Origin of the sequence: Flavobacterium sp. SH_e, assembly GCF_025717045.1 — a bacterium.
In the GTDB taxonomy this organism is placed as follows: Bacteria; Bacteroidota; Bacteroidia; order Flavobacteriales; family Flavobacteriaceae; genus Flavobacterium.
This window is the reverse complement of record NZ_JAOVZN010000005.1, coordinates 339,895-363,146: the sequence shown is the minus strand read 5'-3', so window position 1 is coordinate 363,146 and position 23,252 is coordinate 339,895. Positions and strand designations below refer to the sequence as shown.

Here is a 23,252-nt window from a genome sequence, read left to right as displayed (position 1 = left end):
AAATAAAAGCTTGCAAAGCCCTGAAAACACTTATTTATTGGGCATCCGCTGTACTATTTTACTTATTCAGATTAAGAGATAATCATATTTTTGGGAAAAATAAACTATAAAAGTTGCAATTTAAGTTAATTTATATATTTTTGTTTTTATTCAAGAACCAAATCTATATAACAAATGAAGAGTAAGATTTTTTTATTAAGTGTCCTTTTCTTCTTGACGACTGCTGCTGTTTCTGCACAGGCAAAAAATGCACCAAGAAGTATTATTAGTACAACAGCGTTAATCCGTAAATACCATGATCAAAAAGAATTAAGTGGTATGCAAAAAGGAGAGCTTTTAGAATTGTACATTGAGCGTATTAAAGTTTTAGTAAAAACACTTCCTTATATTGCTTTGGTTACTAAACCTGGTGTTACAATGGCAGATTTAGGTATTCCTGATACTAGTGAAAACAAAAAGTTCTTAGATGGACAAGCAGAAGGCACAACAATTTTCTTAGATACTACAGTAGATTTCCAAAGAAAGATGATGCCTTACTCAGATAAAGGAAATCTTATCGCTGCGATTTTATTCTACGAAAACACTTTGAAATCTTTACACGAATTCAACGATTTATAAAAATCTCAAGCATAAAAATTACAAACTCCAAAGTCTTAGACTTTGGAGTTTTTTTTTTGAAATAAACTTTCGAAATTAGTCTCGAATCATTTCTAACAAAATTTATCACTTCTTTCCATTGTACATTTTCTGTTGTACAATTCTTTTAAAAAGGCTAGAATCACTTCTAAATTTTATGGTTTTAGTATAATTCTTATAAAATAGTTAAAATCCTTTAAAAAGCTAACTTGTTTGTTTTTAATGCTTTAAACAGGTAAAATTAATTTGCTTAACATTTTTTTTGCAAAAAAATCAATTAAAATTTGGGAACTAAAATTTTTAATATACTTTTGTTCTATCAAATTAGTAGAGTTTAAAAAATAAGTTAAAAGCCAGAGATTAAAGACCATATTCCAATTTCATTTTTGAACAAGCGAGAACCACAAAGGCAGTTTAAGCCTTACGAGTTACCAAGGTTAAAATTCCTCTCTTTTTAATTCATTGTAAATTTTAATAAATACAATCCTGTATAGGGTTGAAATATTGTATAGGCCAATTTAAATAGTAGTAATCTAAAATCAGTGAAAATGAAAAAACGAATGTGTTGCAGATAAAAAAGAAAAACCATCTCTGCGGGAACAGAAATGGTGAAGCTTAAAGAAATTATTATCTCTAAAAGGAAAGCTAGAATGTACTAACCAGTTCTTGGCTTACCTTATTTATTAAACTAAAACAAAGTAATGAAAAAAAAATTAGAAAGATATGCTTGGCTATGTATTTTGTTGATTTCCATAGGAGTTAAATCACAGGAGACTAAGCCGTTAATCCAGTCTAAACTGGAGGGAACAGTAGTCGATGCTGTTACAAAAGAGCCTATTATTGGAGCTTCTATAAACATTAAAGGCACAACACATGGAGTCGTAACAGATACAGATGGAAATTTTTACTTCCAGACTGGCCAAAAATTTCCTTATACACTTATCATTAGTTATTTGGGATATAAAAAAGAAGAAGTTGTAGTCAATAAAAATGCAATCGTAATTGAGCTTACTGAAGAACAGAATGCATTATCTGAAGTTGTTGTAACCGCTCTTGGAATCTCAAAAGAAAAGAAATCTTTAGGATATACCACTCAGGCAGTTAAAGGAAAAGACTTGGCTGAAACAAAAGAAACAAACTTTTTGAACAGCCTTTCTGGTAAAGTAGCTGGTGTACGTATAACCAACTCACAAGGAGATATGGGATCTTCACGTATTATTATTCGTGGGGAAACGTCTATCGCAGGAAACAACCAGCCATTGTTTGTTGTTGATGGTGTTCCAGTAGATAATTCACAATTAAATTTTGGTGGAGCAACCCGTGATTTTAGAAATGCAATTGCCGATTTAAACCCGCAGGATATTGAAACTTTAACGGTTTTAAAAGGTCCTAACGCCGCAGCGCTTTATGGATCTCGTGCTGCGCATGGTGTGGTTTTGATTACTACAAAATCAGGTAGAAATCAAAAAGGATTTGGAGTTACTTTCAATACAGGTATTACAATCTCTCAAGTAGCAACTTTGCCTTCTTTTCAAAATTCATTTGGACAAGGATCGAACGGAAAATTCAGCTACGTAGATGGTAAAGGAGGCGGAGTTAATGATGGAGTTGATGAAAGCTGGGGGCCTAAATTGGATGGACGCCTTATTCCTCAATTTTATTCAAACGGAGAAGCAGTTCCATTTGTAGCTCATCCTAATAATGTAAGAGACTTTTTTAATAATGGTATTACTTACGATAATAGTATTTCTGTTGCTAAAGCTGATGAAAAATCAGATTTCCGTTTAGGAGCTAATAATCAAAAACAGCTTGGAACAGTGCCTAACAGTGAAATAAACAAAACAAACTTCTCTGTTAATGCTAATTACAAAATTTCTGAAAACGTAAAAGTAGGAGTGACAGGAAATTATATTGTTACCAATGCTCCAGCTTTACCTGGAGGACCATCAGGAGGTCGTGCTGCTGGTGTTATGTTGCAGTTTCTTTGGTTCGGACGTCAAGTAGATATCAATCAGCTTAATAAAGATTGGAACACTAACTGGAACAACAGCTACTACAGTAATCCATACTGGAATGCATATTACAATACAACTAGCCAACAGCGTAATCGTTTAATTGGAGATATCCATTTAGAGGCAAAACTTGCAGACGGACTTAATTTTAGATTCCGCACAGGAGTTGATTACTATAACGACCGTAGAAAATACACCATTAAATACGGTACAAACGGAACGCCTTACGGTTCTTATGCCGAAGACGCTTATACTGTAAATGAACAAAATACAGAAGGTATTTTCCAATATACAAAAAAGCTTAATGATGATTTTAGTTTAGATGCACTTGCAGGATTTAACATTCGTAACCATAGCGACGCAAACAATTATCAAAAAGCGCCACGTTTGGCTGTGCCAGATTTATATACATTAACGAATTCGAGAGATCCTTTAACGTCTTCAAATTCATTGTCTAGATTGAGAGTTTACAGTGCTTATGCTTCAGCTCAAGTAGGATTTAGAAACTATGCTTTCTTAAACGTTACGGCACGTAATGACTGGTCATCAACATTGCCAAGCAGCAACCGTTCTTATTTTTATCCTTCTATTAATGGTAGTGTGGTTTTAACAGACGCTTTAAACATTAAAAGCAGTACTTTAGATTTCTTAAAAGTTCGCGGTGGATGGTCTGAAGTAGGTAACGATGCAGATCCATATCAATTGTCTACAGTTTACAATTTCCAAACAGCATTTGACGGAAATCCAATTCAAACTTCGTCTCAGAGAAAACTTAATGAAAATTTGAAACCAGAAACAACACGTTCTACTGAAGTAGGTCTTGAAGCTTCTTTCTGGAAAAACAGACTTCATTTTGATGTTGCTTATTATAACACAAATAGTTTTGACCAAATTTTGGAGATAAAAACTACAGCAGCAAGCGGTTATACTTCGCAGTTAATCAATGCAGGTAAAATTAATAACCAAGGTATAGAAGTTCAATTGGATGGAAATCCTATTCAAACAGGGAACTTCAAATGGAATGTGGCTTTAAATTATTCGAAAAATAAGAGTAAAGTAGAAATTTTGGATTACGCTGGAGATATTAAAAATTACACAATTGGTTCTTCTGGAGGTGTAGATGTATTAGCGTCTGTAGGTCAAGCTTATGGAGCACTTTACGGAACTGCTTATGAGCGCGATGCAAGCGGAAATATTGTGGTAGGATCAAATGGTCTTCCAAAAGCAGATCCAACAAAAAGAGTTTTAGGACATTACACTCCAGATTATTTGGCAGGTATTACCAATACTTTGACTTACAAAAATCTTGAATTATCATTCTTAGTTGATGCTAGTGTAGGAGGGGAACTTTTCTCAGGAACAAACAGAACAGGAAATTATACAGGAGTTTTAGCTCAGACTATGACAGGTCGTGATGCAGAACATGGAGGATTAAGCTACTATTACCCAGGTGACAATACTGCTAATGGGAGAACTTTGGTAACAGGCGGAACTGCGCCAAGCGGTGTAACGGTTTATGATGATGGAATGATCTTTAATGGTGTTTATGCAGACGGAACTCCAAATAACAAAGTGATTAGTGCACAGGAATATTACAAAGCATCATACAATATTAGTGAAGCCTATATCTATAGTTCAACTTTTGTAAAAATGAGAGAGATAAAACTTAGTTACAACTTTGATAAAAAACTAGTTAAAAAACTAGGTCTAGAAGGAGCAAGTATTACTGCTGCAGGACGTAACCTATTCTTTATTTACAAAGAGGTTCCAAATATTGACCCTGAAACGGCTTTTAATACAGGAAATGCACAAGGATTGGAAAGTTTGGCATTGCCAACAACTAGAAATTTCAGTCTTAATCTTAATGTTAAATTTTAAAAACTCGGAATCATGCTAAAAAAACTATCATATACAATACTATTTGCATTGACACTGAGCTCTTGCAGTGATACTTTGGATGATATTAATAAAAATCCAAATGCGACTGAAACTCCATTGGCACCATACTTATTGACGGGAACGTTAAAACAAGGTGCAGATTTGTACTGGGGAGATGTAAATAACTTTAATTCATCTTTGTTGTTTGTTCAGCATTGGGCTAAAATCCAATATACAGAACCAGATCGATACGATGTGTCTAATACCTCTTTCACAACATTATGGGATAAAGGATATTCGACTCTAATTACAGATTTGAATACAATTCTAAACTTTCCAGATGCACAGGCAAATTCAAATTATAAAGGTATCGCATTGACTTTACGTTCTTGGACATTTTTATTGTTGACAGATGCTTACGGAAGTATTCCGTACAAAGAAGCAGGTTTAAAAGTAACGCCAGCATACAATACTCAAAAAGAAGTTTATACAGGATTACTTGAAGATTTGAAACAAGCTCAATCTTTGCTTAACGCAACAAACGGTTCTGTTACTGGAGATTTGGTTTATAAAGGAGATATATCGAAATGGAAAAAATTTGTGAATTCGCTTCGTTTGAGAATCGCATTAAGAATTTCAGATAAAGAACCTACATTAGCAAAACAAGCTGCAATTGAAGCAACAAGCGACGCTGCTGGAGTAATTAGCAGCGAAAGCGAAACATTTAAGTTTACTTATACTAGTTCGCCTCAGCAAAATCCAGCTTCGGCATGGTTTGAAACTCGTGATGATTTCCGTATTTCAAAAACTATGGTTGATAAATTGTATGAATTGTCAGATCCACGTTTGCCAGTTTTTGCACAATTGCCATCAGATGCAAGTGTAGGAAAATATGTTGGAGGTGCTAACGGATTATCAAATAGTGCTGCTAACAGCCAAGGTTTTGCTAAAACATCAAAACCAGGAACTTATTTCTTGACTTCGGCATCACCAGCGGTAATTGCTTCTTATTCAGAAACATTGTTTAATCTCGCTGAAGCTGCAGCGCGCGGATATATTTCTGGAGATGCAGAACAGTATTATAAAAATGCAATTACGGCATCGTTCAATCAATTTGGAATTACCAATGCAACAACTATTTCAGATTATCTGAATCAGGCAAGCGTAAAATATGATTCATCAAATTATGCTAAATCGATTGGTACACAAAAATGGATTGCTTTCTTCGGACAAGGTTTAGATGCTTTTACAGAATGGAGAAGATTGGATTATCCAGTATTAACAGCTGGCCCTGACACAGTTTTAGATGGGCAGATTCCTTCACGTTTCTTCTATCCAGGTACAGAACAATCGTTGAACGGAGCAAGCTACCAAGCTGCAGTTGAAGTTCAAGGAAAAGACTTATTAACTACCAAACTTTGGTTTGATGTGAAATAAGAAAAAATCTTAATAATCATTAAATTTTAATAGAAGCCGTACCAACTTGGTACGGCTTTTTTTATTAAGAGAACATTATAATTTAATTTTAGAATGTATTGCAAATTTTCTATAATTTAGACAGAATGTCAAATAAAACAAAAATAAGATGCAGACGATATTAGGGGCAAATGGACAGATAGGAGAAGAATTGGCAAGAGAACTGAAAAGAAATTATACATCAGATATAAGAATTGTAAGTCGTAAAGCAAAAAAAGTTAACGATACAGATACTGTTTTTTCGGCAGATTTAACCAATAAAGAAAAAGCAATAGAAGCGGTGAAAGGTTCTGAAATTGCCTATTTTACTTTAGGACTTCCTATGGATTCTGATTTATGGGAAAAACAATTTCTGCTGATAACAAGAAACGTTATTAAAGCCTGTAAAATCAACAAAACCAAACTAGTATTTTTTGATAATACGTATATGTATCCGCAAGACAGCAGAGTTCTTACAGAAGAAACCGCTTTTGAACCCGTGGGAAGAAAAGGAAAAATCAGGAAAGAAATGGCTGAAATGGTTTTAAATGAAATAAAATCAGGACAATTGAAAGCGGTAATATGTCGCGCGCCAGAATTTTATGGTCCCGCTAAAACGAAGAGTATTACCAATACTTTAATTTTTAATGCAATTAAAGGAAATAAAAAACTAAAAGTGCCTTTGAGTGACACTAAAAAGCGAAGCCTGATCTGGACGCCTGATGCAAGTCGTGCCACAGCATTAATAGGGAATACTCCAGATGCTTATGGTCAAACGTGGCATTTGCCTGTCGATGAAAGCCATCTTAATTATAAAGAATTCATTACATTGGCTTCTGAAATATATGGCAGAGATTTAAAATATAAGGTTATGCCAAAGTTTGTGTTTACAGTAGGAGCACTTTTCAATAAACAAGCAAAAGAACTGCAAGAACTGCTTCCAAGATATGAACATGCTAACGTTTTTGATGATTCAAAATTTAGAAAGCGTTTTCCAGATTTTCCTGTAACAAGCTATAGAAAGGGAATTGAAGAAATAAAAAAGGAGCAATATTCTTCATGAAACTATTATTTTGAAAGAAAAACAAAAATGCTAAATCTTTTAGATTTAGCATTTTTATATATTCTTTAAACTCTAAAATATACAATTTCTATAGTGCTTCATACCAATTTATAATATAATCGGCGACACCTTCCCAGCCAGGTTCTCCGCAGATAAAATGGCTTTTCCCATCAAATATTTTGAGATCTACACGACCAGCATTTTCTTTATATCTGCTTGCAACTGTTTGTGTTAAACTAGGAGGAAAGATATGGTCGCTTCCGCCGCCAATAAAGAGAATTGGTTCGTGAGGTTTTTTGAAATTAATATTCGAATATGAATTTAAAACCAATTCGCGGCTCACTTTATAGCTTTCAGGAACTGCGAATTTTTCAAATGCTTTCGCTTTTTCATTTTCCGTTATAGTATTAAAAAAAGCATAATCATACCACTCTCGGCTCCCCATAAAATATTTTTTAGAAGAAAAGAAACCAAAAGCAGGTATTACGGTTTTTAATGTTTGAAATGGAGGAAAAACATTCTTTGGTGGTGCCCCATCGATATTGACACCAGCTACTGCTTTTCCTAGTTCTATTAATTTCAATACCGCCATTCCGGCCATTGAATGTCCTATTATTAAAGGTTTTTCAGGCAAAGTATCGATCAATTTACTAATATTAGTAACAACATCTATAAATCCAGTTTTAGTTAGATCCGGATGAACTTTTGCTCTTAATTCAGTAGGATTTCCTTCATGCCCTGGATTTGCTGGTGCGTAAACTGTATATCCTTTCTGTTCATAGTACTGTTTCCATTCCGTCCAAGTTTTGTCGTTAACAAAATTTCCATGAATAAGTACAATAGTTTTTGATTTTGACATGATTTTTTTATTTGATTAATGGTAGAATTTCTTTGAAGAATTCTCTTCGAGAGTCTTTAACAAGTTCATAAAGACACATTTCAATATTGGTTACCGATGCTCCTTTACTTTCCAGTTTATTCAATGCTATTCCAATACTTTCTTCAGATCTAGAAGAAATACAATCTGCAACAATTTCTACTTCGAAATTGTTAGATAGTAATCCCATCGCCGTTTGATAAACACAAATATGAGCTTCTATACCACAAACCAGCCATTGTTTTTTTCCAGAATCGATAATTGCCTGTTTGAAAACTTCATTATCAAAAGCATTAAAAGTATATTTTTCAATTGGTTTTTGATGATGCAATAATTTTTCCAATTCAGGTATAGTAGCCCCAAGTCCTTTTGGGTTTTGTTCTGCCCAAATTATCGGAATAGAGAGTATTTGACAGCCTCGAATGAGTTTTTCTAGGTTCGATGCAAGCTTTTCATTGTTGTGTACAATTCTAGCTAGTTTTCCTTGAACATCAATTAACAGCAATCCAGTGTTTTCTTTTACAAGCATAACTCTTTGATTATTTAAGAAATTAAATTTACAAATTTTATATATGTAAAATGTTTAAATACAGGTTGTTATGTTTTTTTTGTCTAAAAAACTCTTACTTCAGATATTTTTTAAGTTCTGCAGCAGCCTGAAGAAATAAAGCTTTAGTTTGCGGAATCTCAGCAAGACCATTTAATAAACCAAAATCATGGATTACGTCGTTGTAACGAACTGTTGTAACTACAACTCCAGCATCACTTAATTTGCGTCCGTAAGCCTCGCCCTCGTCTCTTAAAATGTCATTTTCAGCTACTTGAATTAAAGTTGGAGGCAAACCTTTTAACTGGGCAAGACTCGCTTGCAATGGCGATGCATAAATTTCTTTTCTCTTAGAAGGATCAACATATTGATCCCACATCCATTGCATTAGAGAAGAAGTTAAAAAACGCTGTTTTCCATAAAGTTTATAAGATTCTGTTTCGAAATTAGCATCTGCAACTGGCCAGAAAAGAATTTGTACTTTGTACAGCGGAGTTCCTTTTTCTTTCGCCATTAACGCGCTCGCCGTAGCAAGATTTCCGCCTGCACTATTGCCGACAATTCCTAATTTACTTCCGTCAACATTGATTTCATTTCCATGCGCAGCAATCCATTTAGCAGCGGCATGTACCTCATTTACTGGCTGCGGATATTTATGCTCTGGAGAAAGTGAATAATTGACAAAAACACCAGCATAACCTGTTAGAACACTCAAATCTCTAACCATTCTTTTGTGAGTTGGATAGTCGCCCAAAACCCAGCCGCCGCCGTGAATAAACATAAAAACAGGCAGTTTTCCTTTTGCTCCTGCAGGACGAACAATATTTAATTTGATTTTGTAGCCGTCTGCAGTGATTTCTTTTTCAGATTCTTCGATTCCAGATAAATCAACTTTGAAAGCATTTTGAGCGCCAACCAATACATTGCGAGCATCGGCCACAGGAAGCGATTCTAAAGGTGCTCCTCCAGAATTTAAAGGTTTTAAAAATTCTTTAACTGCTGGAGTTAAATGCGGATCTGATGCATAATCTACTTGAGCATTGCTTTTTGTTGTCATGGTTATTAAAATTAAAAACAGGATTAATAATTTCTTTGTAACATTCAAATATTTCATAATAAATGGTTTTAAGGGTTAATTTTCCCAGAAAAACCAATTTACATGCCATGCCAATAAAACACCCGTAAATAGGAGGTTTTAGTACTTTTTATAAGATTAAAAAATGCTATATTTCGTTAAACAAATTTAGATTAGTGAGATTTCGCTATAAGGGAAATTAAAGTTTAATTGGTCAAATTATCTTCTTTTTTCATTAATTGGAAATTCTTTTAAAAACTCAATTTTAAGAATCGTTCCGTTATTATTTTCCATAGAAAAAACTGCATCCAAATCGTCGCTTAAGCCTTTTATTAAACTCAAACCAAAAGAATTGATTTTTGTAAAGCTCATATTCGCATCAAAACCAACTCCATTATCTGCAATTGTAAGCAGATATTTCTCTTCCGAAGTAGCTTCGAGCGTGATATAGATCATCCCAGTTTGATTATCTGGAAAAGCATATTTAATTGAATTTGTTATGGATTCATTTAAAATAAGTCCCAACGGAACTGCCTGCGCAACATCCAATTCTAGCGGATCAATTTTTAGTTCAAAACGAATGCGTTGTCCAAGCGAAAAAGATTCTCTAAGATATTCGACCAATTCTCTGATATAATTGGGCATATTTATCGTCGAAATATTCTCCGAATTATACAATTTCTGGTGAATCAAAGACATGGAGTGAATACGATGCTGGCTGTTTTTAATTGCTGACAGCGCCATATCATTGTCCAAATAGGCCGATTGCGAATTAAGCAGACTTATAACAGTTTGAAGATTGTTTTTTACACGATGATGAATTTCTTTTAAAAGCCATTCTTTTTCATCAAGCAAATGCCTAAGATTTATATTTTTCAGATTAATTTCTTTTTCTTTAAGTGCTAGCTCGGCATTGCTTTTTTGTTTCAGACGATATCGGTTGTACAGCAAAACAACAGTAAGAAGCAATAAAATTAAACTCCAAATAGAAAGTGTGTTTAATAATTTGGATTTTTTTAATGCCGCTTCCTGCAGATTCGTTTCTTTATCTAATTGTTTGATTTTTTGTTCTTTATTTTCTGTTTCATACTGAATTTTGAGCTCTTCAATTTGTTTGTTTTTCGAATAATCTAAAAGAGAATCACTCAATTTTTTATACAATTTATGATGCACTAAAGCAGCTTTAAAATCTCCATTAAGCGAATCTATTTTGTATAAAGACATTTGTAATGCTTCTGAATTGTAGTTCTTGCTGTACTTCTTTGAAATAGCCTCGATTTTATCAACATATAATTTTGTTTTCTGGAGATTGTTTCGATTTGCATAAAACAAAGCAATAGACGCATAAGTATTGCAAACATCTCGATAAGTCTGCGGTGAATCTAAACGATCTGCAGCTTCTCCAGACTTTATAAAATACTTTTCGGCTGTACCATAATTTTTAATTCGCCAGTAGCAATTTGCGTAGGCAAAATTCATCAGCATATTGTCAATGTCATTTGGAGGCGGATAATTGCTCGTAATAGAATTCATGTATTCAATCGCCTCTTTGTTTTTTCCTTTCATAGACAATGATGCAGTGGCTGTGATAAAGCTTTTATACCAGCTGCCACTACTATAAACATTTTGTCCGTACTTAATACTTTTTTCAGCCATTTTAATAGCTTCGTCCGTATGTCCCATCTGCAAATACACTAATCCGAGGCGCATATAAAAAATGTCCGCAAAAGTGTAGTCTTTTGTAGATTCCATTGTTTCTACACTTTTTTGAGCATAGTATAAAGCAGCTTTCAAATTAAATTGAATAGCTTCAATATACGCAATAGTCGTTTCTCCAAATTGCTGTTGCTTAAAGCCAATTTTTCGCATCGCAGCAATATTTTGATACAGGATTTTCTTCGCATCATTTATTTTTCCGTGCCAGAAATAAATCGTCCCCAGTTTTGTTTTTGTTTCAATTACTTTTTCTTCAAAACCTAAAGCTTTATATAGAACTTCGGCTTCTTTTAAAATTTTCTCTTTTTCAGGATCTAAATCGTATTGATAGGTTGCCTGATTAAGCAATGCATCTGCCAGAACGACTTTATCGTTTTGCTTTCGGCATTCGTTTACAACTTGCAAAAAGCATTTTTTGCTTTCAGGATAATTATTAACTTGAAAATAGAACTTTCCTTGCAGCATTAAACTCTGATGTTGCCACTTTTGGATTTTTAACTGATTACTGATTTTTAGCGCTTCAGTTATATAAAAATTGGCGTTTTTTAAATCATCTGGTTTTGTAAAAGGCAGGAACAAATAATAATTTCCCAATTGTAAAGCCAGTTTTACTTTATCTACGTTTTTTGATTTGAGAAAAAGCTTTTTGGCAGCGTCAATATTTCCTCTTTCAATTAAATCATTTCCAATTAAGTAAGAGCCGTCATTAAAACCTTCATCATAAGCTAAAGAAACAGGAAGTTTATAGGCTTTGCACGTTAAAACTACAGAACTGTCAGCATCAATTGATCCTTGATTAGAATTGTATAAATAAATAGAACAAGTTTGTATTAATAAACGCTTCTTTTTTAAGTCATAATTTGCTGTTGCAGGATGGTTTTGCGCTTCAGAATTAAGTACAATTAAAAACAGCAGACAAAACGAGTAAAGTAGCCTCATGGTTTATTAAAATTAAATTTTAGTAAGTTTTTGATTAACAAATATAAACAGAAACATTTTTTGATCTTTTAAAAAATAATATGAAAATTACGGTTAATTGTGATTTTAATTTATCTAAATTTGGAAACGATTAAATTTAATTATTATAATTAACTATTTTTGTATCAATTAATTAAGTGCAATATAAGACAAAATTTACTCACTTATGAAAAAGTCTCCCGATAACGGATATGAAGCTGTTTCTTCAGGTTTGAAAAAACGAATTTTAATTGTAGAAGATCAATTTATTGAAGCGCACGATTTGCAATTAATTCTCGAAAAAGCAAATTATGAAGTAACAGGAATTGCACGATCGGTTGAGCAGGCTTTGGATCAGATTCAGATCGAAAAACCAGATTTAGTTATTCTGGATATCATGTTAAAAGGGAGCAGAAACGGAATAGAACTGGCTCATTATCTTAAAGAAAAATATATCGGATTTATATTTATTTCGGCAAATTCGAGTAAAGGCATTTTAGATCAAGCAAAAACAACCCATCCTTACGGATTTATTGTGAAACCATTTCGCGATCAGGATGTTTTGACAACTTTAGAAATTGCATTTTTTCGTCAGCAATATAGTTTAGAATCGCAGTTAATGCAGCAGTTTCAGCTTCAAAAAGAAATTACTGAGATTATAAATTCAAATGTAAAGAAAGACGACGCGCTTCTGGCTTTCGCCAAAATTATCCAGACTTTTATTCCGTTTGATTATTTAGAAACAGGATTTATTACCACAACACATTACGATAATCTGGGAATCATTCGCAAAAATATTGATCTTTATCAAATTGTCGATTCTAAAAAGCTTTCTCAAATAACAGATTTATCTCTGAAAGAAATTGATGAGGCTTACAAAAAGTCAATAATTGATAAAGAAGCAATTATCTATAGTGAAGAATCATTAATTAATAATTTGCAGGAAGCGCCAATAAAAGCTTTGATAACTCATAATTTTAGAATAAAATCGTATTTGATTTTTCCTGTTTCAATTGCAGCGATCCAGAGCTATCATTTTACTTTTTATAGCCGAAACCTGAATGTTTATTCTCAAGAAAGTCTAAAGCTTTTGAAAGCACTCGAGCATACTTTTTCTCAGTTTATTGCTAAAATTTATTCGACACAAGAAACGAGTTTGCCTCTTCAAAAAAAGGAAATAAAAAAAGAAAAACCAGAAACAGCTGCTGTAGGTTTTGAAGGAATTATTGGCAATAGTTCGCAAATGATTTCTGTTTTCAATTATATACGAAAAGTGGCTCCTTCAGATACTTCCGTTTTAGTTTTAGGCGAAAGTGGTACAGGAAAAGAGAAAATCGCACAAAGTATTCACTCTTTATCTGATAGAAAAGAGAAGCCACTGGTTATAATAAATTGTGGAGCGATTCCTGAAAATCTTGCAGAATCTTTGCTTTTTGGACACGAAAAAGGCGCTTTTACAGGAGCTGTAGATCGAAGAATTGGAAAATTTGAACTGGCAGATGGCGGAACAGTTTTTCTTGATGAAATAGGAGAGATGTCGCTGGAACTTCAAGTAAAATTATTGCGTGTTTTGCAGGAAAGAGAAATTGAACGCGTTGGCGGAACATCATCTTTAAAAATTGATGTTAGAATTATTGCGGCCACAAATAAAAATTTGGAAGAAGAAGTAGCAGCTGGAAGATTCAGAATGGACTTGTATTATCGTCTTCACGTTTTCCCTATTATTGTTCCTTCTTTAAAAAAGCGAAAAGAAGATATTCCAGATCTTGCCAATCATTTTATAAAAGTTTACAGCGAAAAAATGGGCAGAAAAGCTCCAAATCTTTCTGATTTTGCTTTGCAGCAAATTATGAATTACAATTGGCCAGGAAATATCAGAGAGCTTGAACACGTTATGCAACGCGCCATTTTATTGACAGAAGGAAATACGATAAAAGAAATAGAACTTTCAATGTCTTCTAAAATGCATCCAGAACAGGTTTCTGAACCATTTTCGATAAAGACTATTTTAGAAAACGAAAGAGATTATATTTTATATATTCTAAAAAAATGCAATGGAAAAATTTCAGGAGCTGGCGGTGCAGCAGAAATTTTAGATATTCATCCTTCAACTTTAAACTCTAAAATAAAGAAACTGGAAATTAAAAAAGAGATTAGCTAAGCAATTTTTTCTAACCAGTTCGCGATAAATTCAGCAACAGTTTTCCAATTTCGATGGACTAAAACCAAATGATTGGTATCTCGGAATTCTTTATAACAAGTGATAGAATGTATGTTTTTATATTTTTTAAAATTGGAATAAATAATTGCAGACGGAATAAAATGATCGTCAAAACTTGCCAAAAATAAAATAGGATTGTGTTTGTTTTTGAAATTTATATTTGCCGATTTAGAAAATATATCGCCCAAAACTAATTTGGATTCTGGAATTACTAATTTTTCATAACTGTCTTTCTGTTCTTCAAAAGACATTTGATTGCTGAAAAAATGTTTCCAATTTTTTAGAGACAATAAATAGGTTTTTTGTTTCGAAATAAAACAATCTGAAAAATACAGAATGATTTTATAAAAGGAAAAATTGAAATATAACATTTTGCCAGGAGGAAAAGGATGTATGCAAATTCCGGCATATCCTAAATCTTTCTGAATTAATAATTGTGTCAAAAGACCTCCATAAGAATGCCCGATTAGAATTGGTTTTTCAGGCAATTTTTCAATGATTTCGATGTAATAATCCAATAAATTGTTGAGACGGATTTTAGCAATTTTTGAATTCGGATGTGTTTGTCTTAAAACATCTGAAGATTCATTTTTGTGTGGCCAAGGCGGCGCTACGGTTTTATAACCTTTACTTTCAAAAAAAATAATCCATTCTTTCCAGCAGGAATGATTTACAAATGCTCCTGTAATAAACATAATCGTTTTTTTATTAGATAAATACATATCAGCTTAATTAGATTATTTTTTTGAATGCAGAACAATTTGATTTACAGAAACAAAAGCAATGCCTTTTTAATAAAGTGTTGATTACAATAGTATTCTTAATTGAAGAAGATTTTAGAATTATTATATATCGTTAAAAAGAAGTTTTAAGTATTGAAATATCATGATTGATAATACAGTATAAAAATGTAAAGCCTTTGTATTCAATAGATTTTGTGTTTTGGTTTAATCTTTGACTGTCGCAAATGCAAAAGAATTATTTTGAAACCAATCTTTAAATTATAATTATGAAAAAAATTTATGATGCAGAGACACGTTATGCCGATGCTGGCGATCGTAAAATTGCTTATCGCTCTTATGGTAAAGGGAAAGCGATATTTTTTGTGAATCGTTTTAGGGGAATTCTCGATACTTGGGATCCGCTATTTATTGCATTGTTGGCTAAAAAATTTAATGTTATTGTATTTGATTATACCGGAATTGGCTCTTCTACTGGTACTTTGACACCAGATATAACCGTTGTTGCAAAGGATATTAAAGACCTTGCTGATATTTTGAAATTAGATTCTATTGCAGTTTTAGGCTGGTCTTATGGCGGATTAGTGGCGCAGGCTGCTACTTTGCTATATCCTAATCTTGTAACGCATGCAATATTGGTTGGAACAAATCCTCCTGGGAAAAATGAGATTCCGATTGAGCAAGTTTTTTTTGATGCAGCTCTGAAACCATTAAATGATTTTGAAGACGAGATTGTTTTGTTTTTCGAACCAAAATCAGAATCTAGTAAATTGGCGGCAAAAGCGTCGCACGACAGAATCCATAAAAAAATTGAAGTAGAAAAAATTCCTTCTACAATGGATGTTTTCCAATTATATTTTGGGGGAGGAGATGGTTTTAGAGAAGATGATTTGAATTTTAGAGAGCAGATTAAAAAAACAAAAACACCAATTTTGATTATTTCAGGAGATCATGATATAAGTTTTGCTGTCGAAAATTGGTACACTATTTTTAATCAAATGACTAATGCTCAAATGGTTGTTTATGCAGGAACTGGACATGCGCCTCAGCATCAATTTCCAGAATTGACTTCAAAACACATTATCAATTTTGTGAAATACTCATAATAGATTTAAGAAATTCAATACAGAAATAAAATAAAACCCGTTTGAATTGTCATTCGGGTTTCTCTATGTCTTCAGCTGAGATGCTTTTAGTTGCAGACTTCAAATCTTTTGGCTTTTTTGTTTGTATAAGAGGAGGTATTATATCAGAAAGAATGGTATTATGATCAATTTGTAGTATTACATCAATTTCATTTTTAGATGCACTAATCCTTTGCGGAACCATTCCTACGTAGGTAAAAATCAAAAATTGATCGCTGCTAACTTTTATAGAGTAAAAACCATCAAAATTAGTTTGTGTATATTTTTTTGTCCCTTCAACTAAAACTGTAGCTCCAGGTGCAGGAATGTCTGAACTGTCTTTAATAACACCAAAAACAATTCTATCTTGAGAAAAAGCTATTTGAGAAAATAGAATAAGGATAAAGAATATTTTTAAGGTTTTCATGTTGAAATATTTATTTGCCTCTAATGTATTTCATCTACGGTCCAATGAAAAAGAGGCTGCAATAATGGTAACTTTTTCCAAGGTAAAGATTTGGAATGTATTTTCAGTCCTAATTCTGATGAATAAAGTTCTAATCTTTTTAAATCTTTTGAATATTTGTATTCTAGTTTTATTTTCTGTCCATTATAATTTTTAAGTGTTAGTTCATTCGGAGAATTAGTTTCTAAATAGAAATCTTCCATTGCATCATCAGCATATTGAAAAATCAGATAATCATTTCGATGAATGAAAATACGTTTCAAATGTAGGTTAAGCGTACTTTTAGCCGTTATCATTTCTTCTATTTTTACAACTTCATAAGCACCATGCAGTGGGTTTCGCGGACTATTATCATCGTTAAAATTTCCTTTTTGAATATATGGGAAAAGGCATTCCATAAAAATGAAAAGTAATAGAATAGCTTTTAAAATAAATCTTTTTGATTTTGAAAAAATTAAATCAGAGCCTTTAAATGGAGATAATAAGCTAGGTTTATTCAAGATAAAAAATTGTGCTAATTTTTTCAAACTCGGAACAAGCAATAAAAAACAGATCAATAATAAAAACAAAGAATACAACTTCACTGAAATATCAAAACCGAAATTGATAGAAACCACATTTATTAAAACTCCGAAAAGAATAAAAAGTCCAAGAATTCTTGTTCTGTTGTAAAACAACATTAGAGCAGGGATAACTTCCATTAATCCCATAAAAAGATTATAGCGATAAGAAGTTCCCATAGTGCTCCAGAACAAAATATCTTTATCGAGCATTCCTAACGGCGTATATAAAATGTTAGGTTCTGGGAGATAAAACTGAGCTTTAAAAATTTTATCAAAACCATATTTAAGCATTATACAAGCAAGATAATAGAGCAAAACAATCTGAATTGTATTAAGAATTAAATTTTTATTGATTTTCCAAAAATCGAAAAAAGATATAAAAGTTCTAAACGCAAATGCTAAAACAAATAAAAGTAAAAACAATAAATAAAGCGTTGTTGAATCTGAAGTGATTTCTGGATTTGAAATCGAAATTTTTTCAAAATAAGAGCCAATAAAAAGAATTAGATCTTCAAAAAGGAATCTCGTTATTTGATTTTGAAAATCAAGATATCGAAAAGAAAAAGGCACAAATAGAACTCCTAACAATGCAAATATTAGAAAGACGTGATAAAAAAATGAACCTATTTTTTTCATTTAGAAAGTATTATTTTTTCTTAAAACCGATGAATACTATTTCATTAAGTGGCGTCAAATCATGCCCCTTAGCAAACTCGGTATTAAAAGCCTTTATTGATTTTACCGTATTTTTTTTATTGTATATAGGATGATTTTTAAGCGTATCTGTTTTATGGATGAATGCAGATTTCTCTAAATCTTCAAATTTTACTCCTTGTTTGTATTCTTTTTTAGATTGTCTATATTTTACTAAAGTTATAGAGTTGTTTATTGCTATAATTGTATCTACCTTATTAATATGACTTTCGTATAAACCGAAGTTAGAATGACCAATATCAAACAAATTATTGTGATATGCTTTTGCAAATGTACTTATAGAACCGCTATGGCTTTTGTGTGAGATTAATTTGGTTTGTGCTTGGCAGATTGTAGCGATAAAGAATAGAACAAATAGAAGGGCTGTTTTCATAATTTAAATTTTAGTTAGTATCTGATAAACGAAAACGTATGTTTTTTTATTAAAAAGGTTTTTTAAATCCTATAAAAATAACACCTTCTATAGGATTAGCAAAATACATTGGGTATCTATATTCGGGCGCTAATTTTATAACTGTAACTGAGTTTTTTCCATTGAACAAGCTATCTTTTATCATTTTGGTTTTAAATCTAAAATCTGATTTTTTTAGATGTTTATAGTTTACACCGTTAGGATAACTTTTAATAGACTCTCTAAATTTTAGTATTGTAAGAGAATTGTTTAAAGCAATAACAGTATCTAAAACTATGATTTTGCGACTTTCAGGAGGTGTTCCAAAGTTAGAATGACCAATATCAAACAAATTATTTTGATATGCTTTCGCAAATGAACTACTGGAACCGCTGTGACTTTTGTGTGAGATTACTTTGGTTTGAGCCTGAGTTATAGCACAGATAAACAAGAAAATTGATAAAATGGTTGTTTTCATAAATTTAAAATTTGGCTGGTTTTATACTCCATTTTTGGTTTTACTGAGTTAAAATATAATCCCATATTTTTCCTGGGAAAGTATCGTAAATAGAGACTTCAACTTTGTTTTTATTAATAATTTTATAATGCAAATGATAGGCTCTTCTGCCTTTATCAACTTTATAGTCAAAACTATACTTTTTTATAGAGGCAATAAAAGCAGAATATAATACCATTTATTTAGGCTTTTTTCATTCCTTTTCGCTTTGTTTGCTAAATATTGCTGAAATACACTAAATATCATTTTCTTGGTAATTCTAACTTATAAATATATAGATGTATTCCAATTCAAAAAGGTTGGGAAACAGATTATTTTTACACTAAATTTTGAATAATTGCTTTTGCGAATATTCAATGCTAATATATAGATTACTTTTTTAATCAGATTACAATTGCTCAGGAATAACAGCCATACGGTTTAGAGATTATAAAAGCTAAAAGTTAGGTATTCGTTAATTTACATAGAAAGTACTAGTCTGCTCGCTATATGATGCGTATATTTGAAATACTAAAAAAAGGAGTCATTTATGAAAAAAATAGGATTTTTATCTTTTGGACATTGGTCTAATAATCCGGCATATAAGACTCGTAATGCAGCAGATACTCTGCTTCAATCTATTGATTTAGCGGTAGCTTCGGAAGAAATTGGCTTAGATGGAGCTTATTTTCGCGTGCATCATTTTGCACAGCAATTGGCATCGCCTTTTCCTTTGCTTTCTGCAATTGGTGCAAAAACGAGCAAAATTGAGATTGGAACAGGTGTAATCGATATGCGATACGAAAATCCGCTATATATGGTGGAAGATGCTGGATCAGCTGACCTAATATCTGGAGGACGATTGCAATTAGGAATAAGCAGAGGATCGCCAGAGCAAGTTATTGATGGCTGGAGTTATTTTGGTTACAAACCTGAAAATGGTGAAACTGATGCTGATATGGGCCGCAAGAAAGCAATGGATTTTTTGGAAGGATTAAAAGGCGAAGGGTTTGCAGAACCAAATCCGTATCCTATGTTTCCAAATCCGCCAGGCTTATTGCGCGTTGAGCCACATTCTGAAGGATTGAGGGAGCGTATTTGGTGGGGAGCCGCATCTAATGCTACTGCTATTTGGGCAGCAGAAAATGGTATGCACCTGCAAAGTTCGACTCTAAAGTATGACGAAAACGGAAAACCTTTCCATGTGCAGCAGGCAGAACAAATAAGATTGTATAAAGAAGCTTGGAAAAAAGCGGGACATCAGCGTGAAGCAAGAGTTTCTGTAAGCCGTTCGATTTTTGCAATAGTCAACGATCAAGACAGATATTATTTTGGCGGACAAGCTAAAGCCAATGATAGTTTTGGTTATATCGAACAAGATAAAAGAGCCATCTTTGGAAAAAGTTATGCTGCCGAACCTGATAAATTAATTGAAGAATTGGCTCAGGACGAAGCTCTTCAGGAAGCAGATACGATATTACTCACTATCCCAAACACTTTGGGCGTTGATTATAACGTACATGTATTGTCCTCTATTCTGGAACATGTTGCTCCTGGATTAGGCTGGAAATAAGCAATAAATAAAAGCCCTCTGATTTGAAAATGAGGGCTTTTTTTATGTTTTTTAGATAACAGGACAACTGCTTTTATTTTCTTTCTTTAAAGGCTTAAGTCCAAGATTCTGAAACATCTGCATATCTTCGGATACTCCTGGATTTGGCGTTACTAGTAAAGTTTCACGTTCGCCAGTAAAAATAGAATTGGCTCCAGCCATAAAGCACCACGCTTGTTCTTCTTCGGTCATTTCGATGCGTCCTGCACTTAAACGGACAATAGAAGCTGGCATAATAATACGCGCTGTAGCAATCATTCGCACCATATCCCAAATAGGGACTTTTGGATTGTTTTCTAATGGTGTTCCTTTTACTCGAGCCAATGCATTTACTGGAACAGATTCAGGATGAACTGGCATCGTAGCTAAAGTTAACAGCATAGAAACACGATCAGCATTACTTTCTCCCAGCCCGATGATTCCGCCAGAACATACTGTGATTCCAGCTTTTCTAACATTATTGATCGTGTCCAAACGCTGATCAAATTTACGTGTGCTGATTATCTCATCGTAATAGTTCTCAGAAGTATCTAAATTGTGATTATAGGCATATAAACCTGCTTCTTGAAGACGTAGTGCTTGTTCTTCGGTTAGCATTCCTAGCGTGCAGCATACTTCCAATCCGAGATCATTAACGCCTTTAACCATTTCAATTACACGATCAAAATCTTTGTTGTTTCTAACTTCTCGCCAAGCAGCAGCCATACAGAAACGAGAAGAACCATTTTCCTTTGCTTTTTGCGCATGTTCAATTACAGTTTCAGTTGGTAAAAGAGCTTGAACTTTAATATTGGTATGATAACGTGCTGCTTGTCCGCAATAAGAACAATCTTCGGGACAACCGCCTGTTTTTACAGAAAGTAATGTGCAGACCTGTATTTCAGATGCTTTATGCCATTCGCGGTGCACAGTAGCAGCCTGAAAAACCAATTCCAATAAAGGCTGGTCATAAATAGTCTGAATTTCTTCTTTGCTCCAATCGTGTCGTATTTGTTTGTTCATTTTTAATCTTGTAAAATCGTTGATATACATTAGCTATAGCCAAATGTACTATCTTGCGGTATATTCAAAATAAACCACTTTTTAGATTATGGGTGGTCCGGATGATTTTATAGATAGAATTTTTGAAGAAAAAAATATCCAAATGAATATTATAAAAACGAAAAAAAAACTCTAAATCATTGATTTAGAGTTTTGAAATTGTAAATTCTTATTGCTTAAAAGTTTATCAAGAAATTACTTTGTTATAATTTCTTTTATAAGTTTAGTCAGCTCATCAGATTTTGATATAAACGGACTATGCCCAGAATTGATCGTATAAGTATTTGTAATTCCAGCTTCTTTTGCCATTTTCTGCTGAAAATTATAAGTAATGGTATTATCGGCAGTTGTGAAGATGTAATATTTTTTTCCTACCGAATTATAATCTTCTGTTTTGTAAGTCAAAGGTGTTCCTAGCGGAATTGTAGGTTCTGCTTTGTATTTTTCTACAAGAAATTGCTTTTGCGCATCTGTAGCATCTTGAGCAAATATTTTTGGAAGATTCACTTCTGGATTTACGATTCCGGCCAAAGTTTGGTCATCTGATAATTTTAATGATGGAGGTAAAAGTGAAGCCGTATCCATTTGAGAATAATCTAAAACACTTTTTCCGCTTTGTGGAATAAAACCAGCAACATAAATCAGTTTTTTGATTTTTTGAGGAACTTCAGCAGCAGTCTGAGTAATTACAGCTCCTCCTAAACTATGACCAATTAAAATTACAGGCTCGCTGTATGAGTTAATGACTTTTTTCACTTCATCAACGTAAGTCTGAAACGAAACCTGATAAGCAGGAGTTTTATCGTCTCCGTGTCCAGGCAATTTTACAACAGTAACATTATAGCCATCAGCTTTTAAGTCTTTCTCGGTTTGATCCCATACGTATGACGCCTGCCATGCACCGTGAACCAATACAACAGGAGATTTTTTGGCATTTGCATTGTCATCGTTAGAACATGATACACTTGCAATGGAAGTAAACAATAGCAAGAAGAGTTTTGATATTGATTTTAAGGAAGTTTGAGAATTCATTTTTGATTTTTTCATTGTTTTTAAAATTTTCATTGTATTATTTTTTATTAAAATTGGATGTCTTTTTTTAGTTAGGAAAGAACATCAAAACCATTTAAAACAGTTGCGAGCAAAGTGTAAGCGCCAACTAAAAAGATAAGTTCAGCAACTCCATCTTGTCCTAAGATTTCTTTAGCAAGATTATAAGCCGAATCTGGAACAATTCTGCCTTTGGCTAAAACAGAAGCAATTTCATAGGCAATAGCTTCTTCTTGATTCAATTCATTTGGACGAATTCCTGATGCCAACGAAGCAACTGCTTTGGCTGAAAAGCCAAAATGTTTAGCCATAATTTCATGAGCATAAAGTTCAAAACGTGCGCCAAATGCAGCGCCAACAGATAGAATAGCCACTTCTCGCGCTTTTTTAGGAAGTGTTGCATGATTGTCTAATGAGCGCACAAAACTTAAAGCAGGAATTCCAAATTGCGGAAAACCGAGCATGGGCGGAAAAGGCCCAGTTAAAGCACCTTCGTTATTAAGCATTGAAACTGGCCCTTGGCTTGTTGTAATAAGTTTTACAACTTCGTCGTGCACATAGCGAACTTCATCGTTCATTGTTTCTGGATGTATCGGATTTACTCGCATGATAGTAGTT

20 protein-coding genes are annotated in these 23,252 nt (G+C 33.1%); 7 read left to right on the top strand and 13 right to left on the bottom strand.

The window, feature by feature from the left end:
* The first annotated feature begins 174 nt into the window (after window positions 1-174).
* From OD917_RS09485 to OD917_RS09470, 4 genes are all read left to right on the top strand, one after another.
* Window positions 175-618 carry a hypothetical protein gene (locus OD917_RS09485; protein WP_111290680.1) on the top strand — a complete coding sequence of 148 codons (444 nt, stop codon included), beginning with the start codon at window positions 175-177 and terminating at the stop codon, window positions 616-618.
* A gap of 719 nt (window positions 619-1,337) precedes the next feature.
* The gene (locus tag OD917_RS09480; protein ID WP_263523297.1) at window positions 1,338-4,526 is read left to right on the top strand and encodes a SusC/RagA family TonB-linked outer membrane protein; all 3,189 of its coding nucleotides are present in this window, start codon (window positions 1,338-1,340) and stop codon (window positions 4,524-4,526) included.
* Window positions 4,527-4,538: 12 nt separating this feature from the next.
* Entirely contained in the window at window positions 4,539-5,963 is a 1,425-nt protein-coding gene (locus tag OD917_RS09475) for a SusD/RagB family nutrient-binding outer membrane lipoprotein (protein WP_263523296.1), read from the top strand.
* 148 nt (window positions 5,964-6,111) lie between these two features.
* Window positions 6,112-7,044: an NAD-dependent epimerase/dehydratase family protein gene (locus OD917_RS09470; protein ID WP_263523295.1), complete on the top strand. Its 933-nt coding sequence runs from the start codon at window positions 6,112-6,114 to the stop codon at window positions 7,042-7,044.
* Window positions 7,045-7,132: 88 nt separating this feature from the next.
* Here OD917_RS09470 and OD917_RS09465 read toward each other — a convergent pair whose 3' ends face one another.
* The 4 genes from OD917_RS09465 to OD917_RS09450 form a co-directional block, all read right to left on the bottom strand.
* The gene (locus OD917_RS09465) at window positions 7,133-7,903 is read right to left on the bottom strand and encodes an alpha/beta hydrolase (RefSeq protein ID WP_263523294.1); all 771 of its coding nucleotides are present in this window, start codon (window positions 7,901-7,903) and stop codon (window positions 7,133-7,135) included.
* Window positions 7,904-7,910: 7 nt separating this feature from the next.
* Entirely contained in the window at window positions 7,911-8,450 is a 540-nt protein-coding gene (locus OD917_RS09460; protein WP_263523293.1) for a hydrolase, read from the bottom strand.
* Window positions 8,451-8,544: 94 nt separating this feature from the next.
* Window positions 8,545-9,525, bottom strand: coding sequence for an alpha/beta hydrolase (locus tag OD917_RS09455; protein WP_263523292.1), 981 nt, complete (start codon window positions 9,523-9,525; stop codon window positions 8,545-8,547).
* 237 nt (window positions 9,526-9,762) lie between these two features.
* Window positions 9,763-12,198 (bottom strand): sensor histidine kinase, encoded by a 2,436-nt coding sequence (locus OD917_RS09450; RefSeq protein ID WP_263523291.1) that lies wholly within the window; start codon window positions 12,196-12,198, stop codon window positions 9,763-9,765.
* A gap of 205 nt (window positions 12,199-12,403) precedes the next feature.
* Between OD917_RS09450 and OD917_RS09445 the strand changes: the two genes are divergently transcribed.
* A complete protein-coding gene (locus tag OD917_RS09445; RefSeq protein WP_263523290.1) occupies window positions 12,404-14,377 on the top strand; it encodes a sigma 54-interacting response regulator in 1,974 nt (657 codons plus the stop codon).
* Here OD917_RS09445 and OD917_RS09440 read toward each other — a convergent pair.
* Entirely contained in the window at window positions 14,374-15,159 is a 786-nt protein-coding gene (locus OD917_RS09440) for an alpha/beta fold hydrolase (protein ID WP_263523289.1), read from the bottom strand. The two genes, OD917_RS09445 and OD917_RS09440, sit on opposite strands and share 4 nt — an antisense overlap.
* A 287-nt stretch (window positions 15,160-15,446) precedes the next feature.
* Here OD917_RS09440 and OD917_RS09435 point away from each other — a divergent pair, with 287 nt between their 5' ends.
* A complete protein-coding gene (locus OD917_RS09435; protein WP_263523288.1) occupies window positions 15,447-16,283 on the top strand; it encodes an alpha/beta fold hydrolase in 837 nt (278 codons plus the stop codon).
* A 49-nt stretch (window positions 16,284-16,332) separates the two neighbouring features.
* Here the strand turns inward: OD917_RS09435 and OD917_RS09430 are convergent, their stop codons facing one another.
* From OD917_RS09430 to OD917_RS09410, 5 genes are read right to left on the bottom strand one after another with little or no spacing between them, the layout of a single operon-like run.
* Window positions 16,333-16,728, bottom strand: coding sequence for a carboxypeptidase-like regulatory domain-containing protein (locus tag OD917_RS09430; RefSeq protein WP_263523287.1), 396 nt, complete (start codon window positions 16,726-16,728; stop codon window positions 16,333-16,335).
* Between the two features lie 20 nt (window positions 16,729-16,748).
* Window positions 16,749-17,966: a hypothetical protein gene (locus tag OD917_RS09425; RefSeq protein ID WP_263523286.1), complete on the bottom strand. Its 1,218-nt coding sequence runs from the start codon at window positions 17,964-17,966 to the stop codon at window positions 16,749-16,751.
* Between the two features lie 10 nt (window positions 17,967-17,976).
* A complete protein-coding gene (locus OD917_RS09420) occupies window positions 17,977-18,417 on the bottom strand; it encodes a hypothetical protein (RefSeq protein ID WP_263523285.1) in 441 nt (146 codons plus the stop codon).
* A 49-nt stretch (window positions 18,418-18,466) separates the two neighbouring features.
* Window positions 18,467-18,913: a hypothetical protein gene (locus OD917_RS09415; RefSeq protein ID WP_263523284.1), complete on the bottom strand. Its 447-nt coding sequence runs from the start codon at window positions 18,911-18,913 to the stop codon at window positions 18,467-18,469.
* Between the two features lie 40 nt (window positions 18,914-18,953).
* Entirely contained in the window at window positions 18,954-19,130 is a 177-nt protein-coding gene (locus OD917_RS09410) for a hypothetical protein (RefSeq protein WP_263523283.1), read from the bottom strand.
* Window positions 19,131-19,481: 351 nt separating this feature from the next.
* On the opposite strand from OD917_RS09410, the gene OD917_RS09405 reads away from it, so the two are divergent.
* The gene (locus OD917_RS09405) at window positions 19,482-20,504 is read left to right on the top strand and encodes an LLM class flavin-dependent oxidoreductase (RefSeq protein WP_263523282.1); all 1,023 of its coding nucleotides are present in this window, start codon (window positions 19,482-19,484) and stop codon (window positions 20,502-20,504) included.
* Window positions 20,505-20,555: 51 nt separating this feature from the next.
* Here the strand turns inward: OD917_RS09405 and bioB are convergent, their stop codons facing one another.
* From bioB to OD917_RS09390, 3 genes are all read right to left on the bottom strand, one after another.
* A complete protein-coding gene (bioB, locus tag OD917_RS09400) occupies window positions 20,556-21,545 on the bottom strand; it encodes a biotin synthase BioB (RefSeq protein WP_263523281.1) in 990 nt (329 codons plus the stop codon).
* A 234-nt stretch (window positions 21,546-21,779) separates the two neighbouring features.
* Window positions 21,780-22,631, bottom strand: coding sequence for an alpha/beta hydrolase (locus OD917_RS09395; RefSeq protein ID WP_263523280.1), 852 nt, complete (start codon window positions 22,629-22,631; stop codon window positions 21,780-21,782).
* Window positions 22,632-22,687: 56 nt separating this feature from the next.
* Window positions 22,688-23,242, bottom strand: coding sequence for a carboxymuconolactone decarboxylase family protein (locus OD917_RS09390; RefSeq protein ID WP_263523279.1), 555 nt, complete (start codon window positions 23,240-23,242; stop codon window positions 22,688-22,690).
* Window positions 23,243-23,252: the final 10 nt, after the last annotated feature.